This window comes from Roseburia hominis A2-183, from assembly GCF_000225345.1.
Taxonomy (GTDB): Bacteria; Bacillota; Clostridia; order Lachnospirales; family Lachnospiraceae; genus Roseburia; species Roseburia hominis.
On record NC_015977.1, the window covers coordinates 2,295,024 to 2,313,716 of the forward strand.

Genomic DNA, 18,693 nt, shown 5'->3' on the forward strand with positions numbered 1-18,693 from the left:
CTTTACTTTTTGTTTACGTTCCTTAGTTATGCTATATATAGCTTATCCTAATCCGCAAAATATGTCTATGAATTGGATTAGACAAAATATGCACTAAATGATACAATGATAAAAAGTACGAAAAGAGGTGCTGTCCTATGTATTTGAACACCGGTTATTTGAACCACTCACATATGGATTTCAAAGACAAAAGTCGTCCGCTGATTGTCGGTAGCTGTGGTACTTACCGTCTTTCCAGACATCCCAAACTTCCGACCTACCGTCCAAGGGGTCGTCTGGATTATCAGATTATATATATCACTGCTGGTTGTGGGCATTTTCATTTTGATAATGTAAATAATGAAACGATTGTTCCAGCCGGCAACATTGTACTGTACAGACCGAAAGAACTCCAAAAATATGAATATTACGGAGAAGATAAGACAGAAGTATACTGGATTCACTTCACAGGAAGCAATGTGAAAAATATCTTACGTCAATATGGGTTTCCGGATAAAGAACGTGTCTTTCAAGTGGGTACATCTAATGAATATGAACAAATTTTCAAACGTATCATTATCGAGCTCCAACGCTGTCAAGACAATTATGAGGAAATGCTTGTCCTTTTGCTACGTCATCTTCTGATCAGTTTCCACCGGGAACTGACAAGAGAGCACATATTAAAAAATGAATATCTTGATTATGAGATGGATAATGCTGTTACCTTTTTCAGTGAAAACTACAATCAAAATATCAATATTGATGATTATGCTGCCTCACGAGGCATGAGTGTCAGCTGGTTTATCCGAAATTTCAAAAAATATACCGGTTCTACACCAATGCAATTCATTGTGGGAATCCGCATCAACAATGCTCAGATGTTACTTGAAACAACAACTTATTCCATCAATGAGATTTCTAAGATTGTCGGATATGATAACCAGCTTTATTTCAGTCGGCTTTTTCACAAGTTGAAAGGATATTCGCCGAGAGAATACCGAAAGCTGAGAAACAAATTCTGAAATCCCACGATGTGGTCTTCTTTCTGATAATATTACTTATCAAAGCAAAGCACGATATGCTTATTGCGCCTGTTACGGGAGCAGTCCCTGCTCCTGCATCTCACGCGCCACCTTCACATATTCCCGGCTGTTGCGGTAAATATCTTTTTTCTCCGCTTCCGTCAGCTGCCGCACGACCCTCGCCGGGCTTCCGAGCACCAGCGATCCATCCGGCACCCGGGTGTGCTTTGTGACAAGGCTTCCCGCCCCGACGATACAGTCACAGCCAATCTCCGCTCCATCCAGGATCGTCGCCGCCATCCCGATCAGCGTCCGGTCGCCGACCGTGCATCCGTGGACAACCGCCTGATGCCCGATGGTCACATTGTCACCAATCACCACATCGCCCTCGATGCTCGCATGAATCGTACAGCTTTCCTGAATGTTTGTCTCTCTTCCGATCGTGATGGTTCCCTCATCCCCACGCACGGTGGAGTAAAACAGCACACAGCTGTCCTCCCCGATCGTCACGTCTCCGACCACCATCGCCTCGCGTGCAATCCGCACACCTGGAAGGTCTGTAATCCGCTTATAGTTCATTTTTCCACACTCCTTATACCAGCTCCGCATTGAACTTCTGTGCATTTTCATCCCAGCGGGTAAGACGGATCCTCTGATCTTTGCCAGCGAGCATGCGCGCCGGTGTCCCCCTGCCAAGAAGATATTTTTTCGACAGCGATGCTCCATGTGAAGTGCCCGCGATCACGCCGCGCAGCACACCGGTCGTCGTTGCCTCCGTCTGTGTCAGCGTTACTGTCTGACCGATCATGGACTCATGCCAGGCTCCCGTACCGCCCGCCGGCTGTGACGGCTTCTCAGCGGATGCCTCTGCCGCAGTGCCGAATGCCTCTGCCGTCCGCTGTCCTCCTGCACATTTGAAATTTTCCAGTATAAATTCACAAATCTTGCGCAAATCATGGCGTCCCGACTCGTTTAATATCTCCAGATTCAGATGCGCGGATGTATTGCGGCAGTTGTTTAAGCTGTACATATCCTGCTTTAACTCATCAAGAGACGAATACAGGCTGAAATACTTTTTCATAATATCCCAGTGTTTGCGGATAATCTGAAAGTAATCATTAAACGCGAGCACATTCAGCTTGGAGATGATAATATTTCTCTGATCCGCCTCGTTCTCGGTCGCAATCCGGCGCAGATTTTCCAGATAATCATCCTTTCGCTGCACATCCTGACCGAGTACCGTCTCCCATTCTTCCGAGTATTCCTTACTGAGTGCCCGCATCAATACGTCGCGGATGCTCCGCTCCGTCTGCTCTAACATTGCTGCGAGCGAATCCAGTTCATCCAAAACAGCAAAATCCTTCACAAAATCAACAAAATACGGAGAGATCGGCTCATATACCAGTTCTCCCTTATCGCGGTAATCCGTGAGACCCGCCAGTTCAAACACATTTTTTTCAGACTTCTCCACACGGGTCACAAATCCATAGTCATACAGCTTTTCCACCCACTCGTTAAGCTTTTCGGAATATGCAGGGCCGATAAACTTTTCAATGAAGATGCCCATGCTGCTTCTGGTCTTGCTCTGATTCACATACTCTGTTCTCATGAGTGTACACATACGCTCATACGCCGTCTTGATGAAAGCTCCCCGCTCCCGGAAAATCCATCCGATGTCAACAGGACTCCCGTCCAGATTCTCGATTTCATCCCGCATCTGCATCAGCAGCCCCGGCGACCGTCCGCACAGACAAAGGATCTGCTGTCTTTCCTTCTCCTCCAGAAGACCGCACGGCATATCCCTGTAGAAGTTAAAATACTCTTCCAATTCCTCATTGGAAAAACCTTTCAGTGCCAGTGCCGGAAACGCATCCTGAAAATTCGACCCCTCCTGCATATGATGCGCGATCGTGCTCACGCTCCGCCTGGAGATCGTAATGATCGACAGATTCAGCCGGTTGGCGCCCTTTGGCGTCAGACCAAACAAGCGCTGGAAAAACTGCCCGTCCTTGAAGATTGCCTGTGCCCGGTCAAATTCATCGATTGTCAGAATCATCCGGATTCCAAGCTTTGTATAATATTCAAACAACGAAGACAATTCTCTCGTAGCATTCATCTTAAAGACGACGTCATCCTGATGCCCGATATTTTCTTCAAAGAACTGATAGGATTTGAGGATTTTCTCCACCAGCCTGTCATTTGGCACAGGTGCATCGCGAAGCTCCTCTTCCCCGATGGTATCAGAAAATTTTAGAATCAGTACTGTCCAAAACTGCCAGAACGAGGTTCCTGCCTCCAGCACCGTATTAAAATAGTAGGTGTGCGGCTTTGCCGCCCTCTCCAGTTCGTCGCTCAGGTGCCGGATCAGTGTCGTCTTGCCGATGCCGTTTGGTCCAATCAGCGAATAACACTTGCCATAATCTCCTTCCTCCACGAAGAAGACCTTTTTCCTCAGTATCTGGCTGACCTCCTTTCGTTCAATATATAATTCACCCATTATTCTCTTCCTCCGTTCTTCTGTAACATAAATTCCACAAACAATCCGGTATTGATCTTCACTCTTCCGCCGGATGTAATGGAGATCACACGGCGTGCCTCAAGCAGATTCTTGGTCCGCTCGATCTCCTCCGTGCTATATCCCTGTTCTTCTGTGAGTTTCCGGTTGATCTCCTTCATGTCGGACGTTCTCTGATCAAAGGATTTCACCGTGGCAAACGCCGCACTCTTCAGATACTGATACGTCTTGCGGCTTTCCGGATCTTCCACGCTGTCGCCGTCTTCCACCAGAAGGATATCAAAATCCGTCAGCAGCAGCTCTCTGATAAACTGCCGTACCATCTCTTCCACATCGCTGACGAGAATCCGTGATCTCGGACAGCGGTCACTCACAAAGTAAGCAAACATCTGGCTGCACAGCCGCATCAGATACGTCGGATTACATCCCGACAGATCCAATAGCTTCTCCACCGCCCGTCTTCCAAGTTCCGTGTCGTATACGTCATACCCGAATGCCCGTTCCATCGGCTCCTTCACCAGCCGGACGGACGCCTCCTCATCCAGCGCCGCAATCTCCACAGACTTGGCAAATTCCGCCGTGTGGTTGAGTACGCCAAGGCTGTCAAATGCCCGCATCATCGCCTCATGTCCGATGATCACCTGAATAAAACCATACTGTGAAAATGTCTTGATAAAGTTCGGGATAGCCGCCAGGCTCTCATTTTTCTCTTTGTCTCTGCGTATCTCGCTCATGATGGTCGTACATAGAAGCGTAAATTCATCCATAAACAGGAGAATCACATGTTCCCCGCCATCATACCGGAAAAACTCCCGGAAAAATCTCTCGAAGAGCGCCGCCCACGTCTCATTGCCTGCCGGATCAAACAAATCCGGAATTTCAAGCTGATTCTGTCTTAAAAGCTCCACCACATCCGGATGATGATCGTAGATCTCATTTTCAAAGCGGGACAGAATATTGGCATAAAACGACCGCTTAAAGTAAGGAAGCAGTTCCACGCCGCCGGTTTCGTCCAGAATGTTATTAAAATTCAGCATGATCGCTTTTTGGCGCAGTTTCTCATTGTCCTTGATATAATTTTTTATCTGATAGACCAGACTGGTCTTGCCGCTCTTTTTCTGTCCGTGGATAATGACTGCACTTCCCGGAATGAACTGTTCCTCTCCGTCTACGGTTCTAAGGATACTGCTTCTTATCTCGCGGCTCTCCTCCTCGCGCCCGAAGAACATCTTATTGTCTTCCAGCGGTTGTCCCTGCGACGGTTCCAGATACGGATTCTCTGCACCGGTATCCTTACCTTCCATCCTGCCGGTGCCGTACTGCAGTTCCAGATAATTGCCGGCATCCTCGCGAACCGTCTTTTTCTGCAGACTGCCGTTGCGGTCATTTTCCCCGGTCAGAAATGCGGTCGTGTATTCGTATTCCACGGACCAGCCGATATTTAAGCTTCCTGTATATCCTTCCTCCACGCTGATCGCAACCTCGACCGGGATCTGATCCCCGGCAGCCAGGTGCTTCTGTTCCAACACGATTTTAGAAGGAACGTCCACGCCCTCTGTGTAGGATTCCAAAATAATCCCGACGTTGTCCGCCGACTGGAGGTTCATATTTGCTGCTCCGTTCCCGACGATCAGCCAGAACGTCTTCTGTCCGTTCTCGATCAGTTCCTGGTTCGGCTTGCACCAGATCTTCGGGCGGGTCTTCTCATCCTGATACATGGAGTTCAGCAGCTGTGCGATCTCTTTTTTCAATTTTGCAAAAATGTTGGCGCCATCCGCTCCGTCCGTACACATCCACAGAATCTCTACCGCCTCTCTGCTCGGATGCTTCTTGATCTCTTCCTCCAGTTCGCGGATCTCCCGGTAGGCATCCCGCAGCAGGCGCTCCTGTAATGAAAATCCCGGCTGATTGGTGTAATCGCAGACGCTCATGCACGCCCTCTGCAGCTTTTCAAAGCGCGCTCTGTCATCCTTTCCCGCCAGCTTTAAAAAACGCACCTGCATGTTTAAAATCAGTTCTCTCACATCCGCAGAGATATTACTTCCAGAGAGGATTCCGGTCAGGTTTGCCGAAAAGCGGCTTCTGTCCTTCTTATAGCGCTCCCGCAAGGCCTGCAGCGCTTCCGCAAGGCTGGTCGTACGGATCATATCGTCAATCTGCACCGCATATCGAAGCAGCTCATTGGTCAGCGTCGTATTCTTCTTTAAAATGGCGCAGACGGTCTCCATACTCTTCTGATCCAGCAGCATCATGTGGGAGATAAGTTCACTCATCTGCCTGCAATTCTGGTTCAGCAGCGTCTCAAGTTGTCCGCGGTCTGCGGTCTTCCCTTGCTGTAAGTAGTTGGCAAGCTGCTCTCTCGTGCCGAAGTCCTGCAAAAACAGCTGATAGAGACAGTCGCCCATCGAGAATTGCGCTGCATTTTTCTTATTGCTCTTTCTGAGCGGATAACGCAGCAGAACGGACAGGTAATACGTCTGCTCCCCGAATACCATATTGGCGTCCAGACCGATCTTGCGGCAGTTCTTCTGCAATGTGCCGATCAACAGTCTTCCGATCTGGTTCTCTCTGTCATATTTTCCACCCGCTTCCGCGCCATGCTCCAGCTCCACCTCCGGATAGGCAAGCGCGATTTTGGCAGCCGCAAAGGATTGCAGTTCCCCCGGCTGTCCGTGAAGAATATCCACTGCTCTCTGTGCATTCTCACTATTTTCCGGCATGCTCTGCTCGTTTAAGGTCACTCCCTTTAACAGCAGCTGGCTTAAATCCACCTGTTCCATACAGAACTTTGCCAGATTCTCGCCGATCGCATTTTCCAGCGTGACCGAAGCTTCATCCGCCTCGAATTCCTCCGTCTGAGCTTCCGGCTGTGCCTGTGCTCCTCCTGCCTCCACAAGTCGCGCCTCCAGTTCCAGTCCGTCCGCACCCGGTGCAAAAACAATCGCCGTTTCCTTATTCACATATCCCGCCAGTATCTGTGAGGCACCGTAAACCGGATAATATTTCGTCGCGTTACGGTAACCCAGATAAATATCACGCCCCGCATCGTATTGGATGGTTGCCGTCTCTCTCTGACACCGGATCTCTATCACAGATTCTGCCAGAGACAGCACCGTCTGTCCCTCCTCCGCAAACACATGGTGCACACATTTTACAAATACTCTCTGCCCGGTGAGCGTATGGCTCTTAAATGCCCGGTTGATCATACCGTCCGAGAGCACAGACATATAGTGTTTTGCCTTCTGGTCCACCACGATTGCCCGGTGCAGTTCATCGCACTGCGTGACCGTTCCCTCCTGCCAGCGGATCAATCCGCTGTAAGCTTCCGATATGCGGTGCACTTCCGTGATCCGGTTGTCCTCGCAGGCGAAAATAACATGCAGGCGTGTCACGTTCATCTGGCTCTTTAAAATATTGATGACGTTCGGGTCTGCCAGCGTCAGGGAAAAATTCATGACACGGTTGATCACCGCAATGCCTTCCTCCATATTAAAGTCTGTGACAACACCGAAACGGTAGATCTTCTGAATCTCATTTTTCAGGATCTGTTTTCCGTCCTTTACACGGTAAAAATCATCCCCCACGCTGTCGATCACGTGGTAAGCCGCCGTGGAATCCGTCATCTCGAAGATCACACTCTCCCCGCTGCAAAGCTCCGGAATATCAAAATCCACCTGTTCCGGTACGGCGGTGCCAAGCGTGGACATTACCTGCTCCACTTTCCGCACCTGCAATGCATCCGCCTCAATTTTAAGACAGATATACTGGTTCTTCGCAAAGGACGCCAACACCAGAACCGGATAATTATAATCAACGGACGGATGCTCCATGCCGGTTTTTTCATTTACCATTGTGCCGCCCGGCACATATTTTACCAGATAACAGTGCTTTGCTGTCTTTATCGTCTCTTCCGTTTCGATCTGTGCAAGCTCCGGATTGAAGATCGCAATCGCGCCGTCCGGTGCATACTCCTGATCTGTCACAAGCTTTTTATTGATATAGCAGTCGCTGATCAGCGCATAGTGTCCGTTGTAGAGAGAGATAATTCCGAGTTTCGGAGAAGCCCCCACATAGCGCGCCTCCTCCGTTTCCAGATATTCCACAAGCGGCAGTGTCTTTGAAACAATCTTTTTTGTCACTGCGGTCACCGCCACCGGAGCGGTTGACTTTTTCTCCGGATACGGATGTCCGGCACCGATCTTCACATCCTTCGCGCATGTCTTGCCATGCAGGGTATACGGGGTATATAAAACCTCGTAATAATAACTTTTGGTATTCAGCTTCGGCATCGTCTCACAGTCAATGTCGGTCTGCTTGAAATAGACGGTTCCCTCCTTGTCCTCCAGATGGGCTTCCAGTTCTTCCTCCGGTACAATAAAACCGAACCCTGCACTGACCGGCTGCTTGATCATGTATTTTACGATATAACCGCGCAGTCTCTCCGGTTTGGATTCTTCCTGCTTCTCCTCTGCAATGACAGTCTTCTCTGAGATCAGAGCGACATCCTTCGCCGCGCAAAGCTTGCCCTTTAAAGTCTGCTCAAGCGTAAATGAAACCCTGCGCCCCAGAACCAGCTGCGATGCCTCACCGGCATCTGTGAGATTATTGACATGGAACCAGTATTCCCCGGAAATATAACCGGTACCGTTATCCGTGCGGTAAGCCGTAATGAGTCCCACATACCGCACCTGCGCGATATCTTCCGTCTGCAGAACCGTCTCTTCTGCGCCATCGTCTCCCGCAAGAAGCGTCAGTTTTTCATCCGTGTATTCCTTCAGCTTTCCGGCAGTTCTCTCTCCATTCGAGAGCAGCACTTCCACGTCCTGTCCCACAAACTTCTTCGCATAAAAAACAGAGACCGGCAGCATCTTTACCTCGCCGTTCCTGTCAATCCACACTTTCGCATAATCCGCATAAGGATACATCTTCTCCAGCGTCACACTGACCGCCTCCTGCACCACCTCACCCGGTTCTTTGGCGCAGGTGTAGGAAACCACGTAGATATTGCCCGGTTTGAATCCAAAGTCAATCTGCTCCTGTGAAAACATGACATTTCCGCGCGGCAATCCGGCGTTCTCCATCTTCGCATAATTCTGTGAGACATAGCAGTTCCCGATAAAGCCGTTCGTCCGGAGTGCATTCGGGAAAAATAAAATAATTCCCCTTCCTGTATACCCCGCTTCCGCCGGTTCTTCCTTTCCTGCCGCATTCACCAGCCGGACATCCTTGGCGATCCATTCGCAATCCGTAATTCCCGGCACAAAGGAGACCTGATCTCCAACGTCGATCTGCGCTGCTCCGGAATGTTCCGGCACTCTGCACCAGAAACCATCTTCTGCATCCCGGCTTCCGACTGCGATCTTCCACGTATCCGTCTTCCCCCGGCTGCCCGGTTCCCGCACACGCACCACTTTCCCGCAGTAGCGGATTTCCTGCATATCGGCAAACGGAATCATGGACACGCCCTCACCGATCAATACGAACATGGTGTCCGTCACAGCCGACACGACACCCTCCCGACAGCTCCCGTCCTTCATGGTGACATGCAGTGAATCGTTGGTCTCCGGAAGCGGGAAAATCTCCTTCACCCCGGCAAAATCGACCGGAACCTGTCCGCCGCCTGACTGCTCCAGCATCCCGGTTCCATCCTGCTGCAATCTGCCGACTAAAAATGTTCCATCAAAAAGGCTGTAAATTGCTGCCGTCCGGCTTAATTTTTCCGCGCAGATCTTGTGTATGTGCGATACCAGCCGGATGTCATCCGCGCAGATCTTTCCGGATGCAAGCTTCAGATGGCAGGACACGGTACACGCAAAATCTCCATACCGCATGAGTTCCAGTTCCGCAGCATCACGGCAGGCTTCCGGCGCAAATGTAAAATTCCCGATCATTCCGGTATCACGCATCACATCATAATCTGTCAGTTCCCCTGCCAGCCGGATATCCGCCACATCCGAAAGCATGATCTCCCTGCCCTCTACAGTGATCGTCTCCGCCGTGATGTTCTGCAGAATGCCTTCCGCCCTGCTGTCATCTTTCAGCGTCACTTCGACTCGGTTTAATAAATAAATCCCGATCTCTCTGACCGTTATATCTTCACCCATACAAGCTACTCCTTCTACAACCCATCATGTATTTATGGTATTACAGCACCCGCGCTTTTGCAAGGAATTCTTTCCACGCAAACCGCCCGGAGATTCACGGTGCTCGTCAAATCTGCATACAGTCATACACTATAAATAATGTCTTTCTGCATTTCATAATCTCCCGGCGGATTCATGCAACTTTCTGTACCATGGTTGTATTTATTCCGGCTGCTCTGTATTCTGAAACTTCGGGTCTACAGCCGATAAAATACGCCGTGAGACCCGTTTTCTGGAATATTTTGATCATTTTTTCTATCTGCTGGAGCGTTCTCGGGTCTACAGCCGATAAAATACGCCGTGAGACCCGGAATTTTACAATTTCCGGGTCTCACGGCGTATTTTTTGCTTCCAGTGCCCAAAAGCCATGGATTTATCCCTCTTTTTCTCTCTTATCAAGCGGTTTTGGGGTCTCACGCAGCTATTTTTCCTCTGTAGACCCGCGCCAGCCTTCTCCAGGCTTTCTCACAAACGTTTTCTGCAATAAAAAATATGCCACGACACATTTTCGCACCAAGTGCGGTCGCCTGCGGCATGTCTCTCCTTCGCGCAAGTGTGCATCCTGCCCGGAGGGCTAAAAGCACCTTGTCAAGCGTCTTCCTGTACCGTAATATTCCGCACCCAGATATATTTTTTATAATGTAAGTACACAGCAGGAATCTTCACAATCTCGTCGAGGTTCACGATACAGTACACCACCATGACCGGCCATTTCAGCACGAATGCCGCAAAGAAGCCAAACGGTACGGAAAAGCACCACATCGCCCCGAGATTCCCCTTCATGTCGAACTTGGAATCCCCACCGGCACAGAAGATGCCGTCCAGCACTGTCGTGTTGACCGACTGCGCCATGATATTGCAGCCACAAAAGATCAGCATGTACTGCAGATACTCCGCCGCCGTCTCACTGAGCGGTGCAAAACGCACGATCAAAGGCGAGATCAGCATCAGAAGACCGCCTGTGGTCATGCCGACCACGATTGCCATGCGCGTCAGCCTGCCGCCGTACACTTTTGCCTTGTCCAGCTCTCCGGCGCCCAGCAGGTTTCCGATCAGCACGCCCGCGCCGCCGCTGACGCCGCGGATCAGGCACGATAGCATATTCTTGGCGATCGTGGTGATGGAGTTTGCCGCCACCGCGTCGCTTCCCATGTGTCCCATAATCACAGAGTAGGACACGTAGGCGATTCCCCAGACGAGTGCAGCGCCGAGCACCGGCATGGTATAACGCCAGAAATCTTTTGTCAGAACGGCATCCGCCGCATGGAACATTTTCTTCCAGATGATCTGCACACGCCCGGACTGCTTCGTCTCCAGATAACTCCAAACGAGCTCCACCAGACGGGCGGCAACCGTCGCGTAAGCCGCTCCCTGTATTCCTAACGCAGGAAGCCCCAACAGCCCGTAGATCAAGATCGCATTGCAGATAATATTCACAACGACCGCTGTACAGCTGATCCGTGAACTGACCGTGGCATAGCCGGTATTTTTCAGCAAAATCAGGTAAATCTGTGAAATACCGCACAGCAGATATGACAGGGACACCGCGCGCAGATAGACCGCTCCGCTCTCAATTAACGCAGGATCGGACGTAAAAATGCGCATGAGCACCTCGGGTGCCACCGCCGCAAACACGGTGAACGCACCGCTGAATATGAGATTGGTGCGCAGTGCAATCGGCATGACCTCCTCAATGGAAGCCGCGTCCTTTTTCCCCCAATACTGCGCTGCCATGATTCCGGAGCCGGCGGAGATACCGCTGATAAACAGATTTAAGACAAACTGGATCTGCCCTGCCAGAGACACCGCTGACAGGGAGGTCTGGCTGACCGCCCCAAGCATAATGGCATCTGTGGCGCTGACTAGCGCCAGCATAAACTGCTGCATCGTGATCGGCAGCACCAGAAGCTTTAATTTCTGGTAGAATTCATCGTGGAAATTGATTTTCGCAAACATAATTTTCATCCTTTACATGTATATCTCATGAGATTTTATCATCTATGTCTTGCCGCCGTCAATTTCCTTTCTTGCCCTTTTTCAGGCAGATTCCGGATTTTTTTTTACATATCCTGCACTTTTTACAGATTCGGTCTTTTCACCGTCCACTCGTACGTTCCGGCAGGCACATTCTCACTTCTTCCATCCGGAAGGAGCACGACCGCCTCCACCGGCGTTGCAAGCCGGATATGACAGCCGTCCGCTTCGTACCGCCATGCGCTCTCGATCTTCCCTGCCACGGAAAGATAGCTTCCGGATACGCCTCCCAGGCGCTCGTCCGGATAAGGTGCAAAATGCAGTTTTGCAAAGCCCGGCTTTTCCGGTCTGATTCCAAGGATATATTGATAGTAAAACTCCCCGACACTGCCGAATGCGTAATGGTTAAAGGATACCATATTTTCACCGGAGCCCGCCATTTTCTCCTCGTTGACGGTTCCGTCCGGCTTTAGGGCATCCCAGCGCTCCCAGGTTGTCGTCGCGCCACATTTCACCTGGTACATCCACCCCGGACAGTTCTCCTGCAGTAATACATCATAGGCAAGTTTCTGCTCTCCCGCCTCCACCAGAAGCGGCAGTAAATGCTCCGTCGCAAAAAATCCCGTCTGCAGCCCGTTTTTACGGATGTTGGCAACAAAGTTTTTCTTGACCCGTTCCCGCAGCTCGCCCTCCGGCAGCACATATTTTAATGCCATGATGTAAGCGGACTGATAATCCTTCGCCACGATTCCGTTTTTGCTCACAAATTTTTTGATATAAGCGTCCGTCGTCGCGGCAAGCTGTCTGCGGTACCGCGCCGCATCTTCTCGCTTTCCAAGCCGTTCTGCCGTCTCGCTGATGACCTTTAAATCATGCACGATGAACGCGTTTGACACCGGATTGTTGTGCATCGCCTGCCATGCGATTCCTTTTCCCATCGCAAGCCAGTCGCCTAATGACGGACCGATCCAGAGATTTTTCTTCCCCATCTTGCGGATCTCCGCCTCCACGAAAAGCTTCATGCTCTCATACTGGCGCGGCAGTGCCTCCTCGTCCCCGAACTGACGGTACATCATCTCCGGCAGAATCGTGACCGCATTGCCCCATCCCAGCATACTGATAAATCCGATCCCGGCAGGTCCCGTCTGCGGCACCGTGGCGCACACATATCCCTCGGTGTTGTCAAGCTGCCCCAGCTCCAGATCGCGAAGAAAATTTTTCCAGAACGCATCCGTATTGAAATTATAAGCCCCTGTCAGCGCAAATACCTGCCCGTCCCCGGTATAACCCATGCGCTCATCCCGTTGCGGGCAGTCGGTCGGCACTTCCACATAGTTGGATTTCTGTCCCCAGACCTGGTTCTCATAGAGTTTCTGCACCAGCGGATTTTCACAGGAAAAATATCCGGTACGCTTCATCTCTGTGTGAAGTGCGTATGCCCTGATCATCCCCGGCTGATATGCCGCACCGGAAAGTTCCATATAACGAAATCCCATATAAGTAAAGCGCGGGCGGTATTTTTTCTTCTCCGCACCTGCATGGTAGACAATCGTCGCCTTCGCTTTGCGCAGATTTGCGGTGTACAGGCTGCCGTCGGCATTTAAGATCTCCCCGTGCCGGATCGTAATTGTCTCATTTTTCAAAAAAGAAGGATCTATTTCTACAATTCCGGCAAAGTTTTGCCCGAAATCAAGGATCGTCACATCTCCATGCACCGTTGCCTCCCGCACCGGCATCTCATCCTGCAGACGCACTTCCGTAAGCGTCGGCTCCAGTGCGAACGGCGCCTCCTTTGTGTAGGCGGACGCATGACCGGTCACGTTCTCTCTTCCGTCTGCAAAATAAATCTCACCATCGTACTCTCCGGCATATTCATACGGGGATTCCAGTTCCTCCACCGTCTCGTCGGAGACAATCCTTCGGCTTCCTGCCGCATCCTCCAGTTCCAGAATCCATGCAACCGCCGGCTGCTCTCCGTATATCTGTGTCTGATTTTCGCAGAGAAAACGCCCGCAGTACCACCCCTGTCCGAGATAGACCGTCAGCGTATTTTCTCCTTCCCGCAACAGCTCCGTAACCTCGTGTGTCTGATAGAGCACACGTCTCGGATAGTAGGAAAATCCCGGTGCAAACATCTGGCTCCCGATCTTCGTGCCGTTTAATTCTGCTTCGTACACGCCGAGGGCTGTGCCGTAAAACACAGCTTTTTTGACCTGTGAAGCCGTAAATTTCTGCCGGTATACAAAAACCTCGCCCTCCCGGTATTCTTTTTCTGAAGTGATCCACTGTTTTCTTAATTCTTCCATCTGCATTTCCATCCTTATTCTGCCATCTCCCGCTCTGTCAGATCCGTGCGTTTAAAAACTGTGCGCTTACCTCCAGCGACCGCAGCGGAGAGTTATCCACCCAGTTTTTATGGCTTTCTAAAATCACGGCATCCACATTCACGTTCTTTGCCTGTGCAATGAGTGCATCCAGATTCATATTGCCGCAGCCAAGCTCCATGCTGTCCGATTTTAAGATCGGCGTCATGGCAGGCTTCAAAAGACGAGTGCCGCGGTCATTGATATGATAAAGCTTCATTCTCGTGTCCAGTTTTTTCATCAGGGCGAGCGCATCCACGCCCGCCTCCGTCGGCCAGTAGGAGTCCAGCTCAAAGTTGACATATTCCGGATCTGTCTCCGAAAGGAGCAGATCATACGCCGTTTTCTGCGGCTCAACGTGCAGGAACTCACAGTTATGGTTGTGGTATAAAAGTTCAATGCCCGCCTCTTTCAAAATTTTTCCGGAGGTATTCAGATCCCGGCACAGCCCCTGCACCGCGGCTTTATCCGAGTAATCAAAGCGGTACATTCCCGTGATGACGACATATTTTGTGCCGAAGGCTTCTGCCTCTTTTGCAACCGTCTCCGGCTCCCGTCTGATCGTTCCAAGATCTTCATGGATGCTCGTCACACAAAGTCCCGCTTCTTTTACGAGTGCATTCCAATCATAGCTTCCGCCTTTTCCGACCGGCATTCCTGCCGCCTTCGTGAGCATCCGCACCAGAAAAGAGGTCGGCTTCACCATAAAACCGTTCAGTTCGATTCCGTCGTAGCCTGCCGCCCTGATCCGCCGCAGCGTCTCTGCCGTCTGCTTTTCATTTTTCGTTACTGTTCCAAGCATGATCTGCTGTACTGCTTTTTTCATTCCTCTGCGCTCCTTACTTCGTGTTCCCTAGTTCTTTGGAATTTTCTGCAATGCGTCGTTTAACGCTTTCATCTGCTCCTCGCTCACAGCGTCTCCCGCCTGCTTTAAGAGACTTGCCAGTGTCATGCGCTGCATCATCCGCTGCAATGCCGGGTTGTCCTTCACGCTCTCCGCCACATCGCCGCGGCTTGCGGAAGCCTGTGCCATCAGGCTCTGCACAATGGCGTTTGCCATCTCATTTTTCGCCAGTTCCCCCAGTGTATCGGAAATCGAATAGTGATCGGCTTTAAAATCCTCTTTGTCAAACCAGTTGACCACGTCGCCCTGCTTGTTGAAAATGTAATCCGGATTCGGTGTGTCCACTTTTCTCACTGTAATCTCATCGGTGCAGTCCCCGGACACTACCCGGATCGTGTGCGTTCCCGTAATCGGCACCCGGAATCTGAAGATGCGTGCACCTTCTTTCGTCTCTTTCTCTGCTCCGTCCACAAAGAGCGAGACCTTCTTCTGGTTGGAGTACACTTTGATCTCCGTCACATCCTCTGCACGGTCCGTGTACCTGCTGCCGCAGAGATGCACAAATGGGGCTTTGCTCCAGTATGCCTTGTATACATAGAACGCATCCTTTTTGATCCTGCGATCCATCGTCACAAGCCCTTTCTGGTTCTCGCCGTGCTTGCCACCCTCGTCGCGCCCGTCCGCAGCGAAATCAAACAGATTCCATACATGCGTTGCCCACAGATACGGGCGCTCCTCAATCATTTTTGCCATATGCTCGTGGTAAACGCACTGATATTCCTCCGTGTAATCGCCCCGCTCCGGATTCGCACTGTGGTACGCCGGATTCGCGTCCGCGCCGTATTCGGAGAGTCCGATCACCCGGTCGGGGTAAGTGCTGTGATATTCGTCAAAAAAGCTGTCGTTCTGTTCCAGTTCCCCGATGTACCAGCCAAAGTAGAGATTGTAGCTGTTCATATCCGGTATCTCCAGCATCGGGCTGTCCGTCTCTAACATAAAGACATCCGCCATAACCGTCGGACGCGTCTTATCCAGTTCATGACACAGATCATTTAATCTACGGTGATTCTCCAGCAGTTCTTCGTTCACCGCGCTTGCTGCCGTGATCTCATTGGAAAGTCCCCAGCAGACAATCGACGGATGATGATAGTTCTGCACGATCAGCTCCTTCATCTGGCTTAACGTATTTTCGGTGCCGTCTGTCATGTGCATCGTGATATACGGAATTTCCGCCCACACAATGATTCCGTTCTCATCGCAGAGATCGTAGAACTCCTGCGCGTGCTGATAATGTGCCAGGCGGATCGTGTTGGCACCAAGCTCTCTTACAATCGCCATATCCTCCCGGTGCATCTCGTATGTCAGCGCATTGCCCGCGCCCGCACGATCCTGATGACGGCTCACGCCGCGTAGCGGATAAGATCGTCCGTTTAAGAAAAAGCCCTCTTTGGGATCTATCTTAAAGCTGCGGCAGCCAAACGTCCGCTCCACGACATCACCGCCCGGAAGTTCTGCTTTTACCGTATACAGATACGGATCCTCCACACCGTCCCAGAGATGCACATTTTTAAGCGCAAACACGGCTTTTGCATAACCGTTTTCCACGGGAACCGTCTGTGTCTCTCCCGCCACGGTGACCGTCACGTCCGGTGCTTCCCCCGTCATCCACAGTTCCACCGTCACGTCTGCGTCCGCCTGTTTCTCTGCAGCGTCCAGAATCGTCACCTCCGGCGTCACTTTCATGCCGTTTCCGCCTGCATAGTCCATCACAAAATGCACTTTAGGCACCGTCACCAGCTTTACCATGCGGTACAGCCCGCCGTAAAAAGTAAAATCGGCTTTCTGCGGATACACCTTTGTGTTGTCAGAGTTATCCACATATACTTCTAACAGATTGTCCTCTGTCAACTGCTCCGTCACATCTACCCGGAATGTAGAAAATCCGCCCTCGTGGTGGAACAGCTTCGTTCCGTTGACCACAACATCCGCCGTCATCGCTGCGCCGTTAAATTCCAGATACGCTCTTCCTCCCTTTTCCAGTTCCGGTTTTGCAAAATGACGCACATATTTGCAGGTTCCGCGATAATAATCGTTTCCGCCGTCCTGCCCGTCAACCGCGTTCCAGGTGTGCGGGAGCGTCACCGCTTCCCCGCTTTCACTCTGTGGATTTTTATAAAATGTCCAGTCTTTTTCCAGCACTATTGTATTTCTCATCTATTCCGTTTTCCCTCTCTTTTCTTCTCTCTATTTCATTTCCTCAATCACTTTTTCCACTTCTGCCTGTTTTTTCTCCTGAATGCTCTTCTGTACTTCCTCCATCTTCTCTTTGGAGAGCGGCGTCTCGCGCATTGCGCAGAGCGTACATACCCAGCCAATCAGCGGGAGTCCGAAATACATGCTCATCGTCATCCAGAAGATTGCCGGTGTGGACGGGTCGGTCGGCTGTGGCATCGTGTGCCTGTAGCCGATCAATGCCACCAGACCGGTTGCAATCGCTGCAGAAAACGAGGATACTAACTTGTCAATAAAGCTGTATGTACCTGTCACTGCTGCCGGAATGAATTTACCACTGCGGTCTAACTCGTAATCAATGATGTCCGCCATCATCGCATTGCTTGACATCGTCACGCACATTTTTGCACCATTTAACACCAGGGTCAATAATACATATACAATCATCATAGGAAGCGTCGTCGCAATCAGGGTCGGATCAATGAAAATAAACAATACCACAAGCACCGCCGCCACGGTGATGCACACATACGTCCACGTCACCATCGCCTCTTTATTTCCGTGCTTTCCTGCGTATTTCGCCCCGATAAACGCGAAGATGATCGAAGGAAGCATACCGATTACACTTAAGATTGTCCCAAGCTGCATATTGCCGATAATAATTCCGAACAGCATCGTCGTCACAACCGCCTGGCTTGCCGTCTGGCTCGCGATCTTATCCGAACTTGCCGCAACGATGAACGTCTGCAACGCACGGTTGGATTTGACCAGCTCCCACATATCTTTTACTTTTACCGGCTCCGCCTTCTTCTTGCTCGCCACGCCCACAAAATTTTCCGGTTTATCGATATCCGATACCGCGATGCTGCAGAGAAGTAATCCCACACCCGATACTGCCACGCAGACGATGCAGGATGCTGCAAGCATCTCTACCGAATAGACATTTCCATATTTTGGGAGCAATATCACCGTAATCACGATGTTAAGAATCATCGGCACCAGATAGTTATAAGCTGTACTCCAGACGCCTACCATCGGGCGCTGCTTCGGGTCGTTCGTAAGCATCGCCGGAACGATCTGCGCTGTGACGTTGCACATCGTATAGCCGATCACATACAGGCAGTAGAGCAGCACGAACAGCACGATTCCATGTCCCTTTCCACTCGCCCAGCAGTACATGATCAGGACTGCCAGTGACTCGATCAGCCATCCTGCCACCATCAGAATCCTGATCTTTCCAAACCGCGTGTTCATCTTATCGATGATGATCGCAATGATCGGATCTGTGACGCCGTCCAAGATTCTTGTTGCAGTCAGGATAATGCCTACCACCGCTGTTGCAATGCCATACCCTTCGTTTGCCACATAGCTTGCCAGTCCAAGCAGCACATAAAAACACATTCCAATCCCAGAACTGCATCCTGCAAGCGCTACCCTCCATGTCTTTGCACGGCGGTAGACAATGCCGTTTGTCTCCACAGACTGTTCTTTTTTCTTTCCAAACATTTTTATACCCTCCAGACTTTTCCGTATTTTGCCGCTTCCGTATGTCTGCTATATCTGCGGCCTCTGTTTTCTATGGCTTTATTCTAGCCGGTCTTTTTCCTTTCTGTGTTTACAA

Annotated in this window: 9 protein-coding genes; 1 reads left to right on the plus strand and 8 read right to left on the minus strand. The window is 50.7% G+C overall.

Annotated features, from left to right (window positions below; translation table 11 throughout):
- Positions 1-137 precede the first annotated feature (137 nt).
- Positions 138-1,001 carry an AraC family transcriptional regulator gene (locus RHOM_RS10355; RefSeq protein WP_014080255.1) on the plus strand — a complete coding sequence of 288 codons (864 nt, stop codon included), beginning with the start codon at positions 138-140 and terminating at the stop codon, positions 999-1,001.
- Positions 1,002-1,073: 72 nt separating this feature from the next.
- On the opposite strand, the gene RHOM_RS10360 is transcribed toward RHOM_RS10355, so the two are convergent.
- The 8 genes from RHOM_RS10360 to RHOM_RS10395 all read right to left on the minus strand — a co-directional run bounded on the left by RHOM_RS10360 (position 1,074) and on the right by RHOM_RS10395 (position 18,578).
- The gene (locus tag RHOM_RS10360; protein WP_014080256.1) at positions 1,074-1,580 is read right to left on the minus strand and encodes a gamma carbonic anhydrase family protein; all 507 of its coding nucleotides are present in this window, start codon (positions 1,578-1,580) and stop codon (positions 1,074-1,076) included.
- 13 nt (positions 1,581-1,593) lie between these two features.
- Entirely contained in the window at positions 1,594-3,498 is a 1,905-nt protein-coding gene (locus RHOM_RS10365; RefSeq protein ID WP_014080257.1) for an ATP-binding protein, read from the minus strand.
- Positions 3,498-9,620 (minus strand): ATP-binding protein, encoded by a 6,123-nt coding sequence (locus tag RHOM_RS10370; protein WP_044024671.1) that lies wholly within the window; start codon positions 9,618-9,620, stop codon positions 3,498-3,500. The genes RHOM_RS10365 and RHOM_RS10370 overlap by 1 nt, the downstream gene beginning before the upstream one ends.
- Positions 9,621-10,247: 627 nt before the next feature.
- Positions 10,248-11,615, minus strand: a complete 1,368-nt coding sequence (locus RHOM_RS10375) for an MATE family efflux transporter (protein ID WP_014080260.1) — start codon at positions 11,613-11,615, stop codon at positions 10,248-10,250.
- 122 nt (positions 11,616-11,737) lie between these two features.
- Complete coding sequence (locus tag RHOM_RS10380) at positions 11,738-13,939, minus strand: alpha-L-rhamnosidase (protein WP_143761704.1); 2,202 nt, start codon at positions 13,937-13,939, stop codon at positions 11,738-11,740.
- A 37-nt stretch (positions 13,940-13,976) separates the two neighbouring features.
- Positions 13,977-14,822 carry a sugar phosphate isomerase/epimerase family protein gene (locus tag RHOM_RS10385; protein ID WP_014080262.1) on the minus strand — a complete coding sequence of 282 codons (846 nt, stop codon included), beginning with the start codon at positions 14,820-14,822 and terminating at the stop codon, positions 13,977-13,979.
- 27 nt (positions 14,823-14,849) lie between these two features.
- The gene (locus tag RHOM_RS10390; protein ID WP_014080263.1) at positions 14,850-17,054 is read right to left on the minus strand and encodes a glycoside hydrolase family 2 protein; all 2,205 of its coding nucleotides are present in this window, start codon (positions 17,052-17,054) and stop codon (positions 14,850-14,852) included.
- A gap of 30 nt (positions 17,055-17,084) precedes the next feature.
- Positions 17,085-18,578 (minus strand): MFS transporter, encoded by a 1,494-nt coding sequence (locus RHOM_RS10395; protein WP_014080264.1) that lies wholly within the window; start codon positions 18,576-18,578, stop codon positions 17,085-17,087.
- Positions 18,579-18,693: the final 115 nt, after the last annotated feature.

Excerpts from the sequence above, each read along its gene's own strand:
- RHOM_RS10355 (WP_014080255.1), top strand. The coding sequence starts at position 138 with ATGTATTTGAACACCGGTTATTTGAACCACTCACATATGGATTTCAAA.
- RHOM_RS10360 (WP_014080256.1), bottom strand. The coding sequence starts at position 1,580 with ATGAACTATAAGCGGATTACAGACCTTCCAGGTGTGCGGATTGCACGC.
- RHOM_RS10365 (WP_014080257.1), bottom strand. The coding sequence starts at position 3,498 with ATGGGTGAATTATATATTGAACGAAAGGAGGTCAGCCAGATACTGAGG.
- RHOM_RS10370 (WP_044024671.1), bottom strand. The coding sequence starts at position 9,620 with ATGGGTGAAGATATAACGGTCAGAGAGATCGGGATTTATTTATTAAAC.
- RHOM_RS10375 (WP_014080260.1), bottom strand. The coding sequence starts at position 11,615 with ATGTTTGCGAAAATCAATTTCCACGATGAATTCTACCAGAAATTAAAG.
- RHOM_RS10380 (WP_143761704.1), bottom strand. The coding sequence starts at position 13,939 with ATGGAAGAATTAAGAAAACAGTGGATCACTTCAGAAAAAGAATACCGG.
- RHOM_RS10385 (WP_014080262.1), bottom strand. The coding sequence starts at position 14,822 with ATGAAAAAAGCAGTACAGCAGATCATGCTTGGAACAGTAACGAAAAAT.
- RHOM_RS10390 (WP_014080263.1), bottom strand. The coding sequence starts at position 17,054 with ATGAGAAATACAATAGTGCTGGAAAAAGACTGGACATTTTATAAAAAT.
- RHOM_RS10395 (WP_014080264.1), bottom strand. The coding sequence starts at position 18,578 with ATGTTTGGAAAGAAAAAAGAACAGTCTGTGGAGACAAACGGCATTGTC.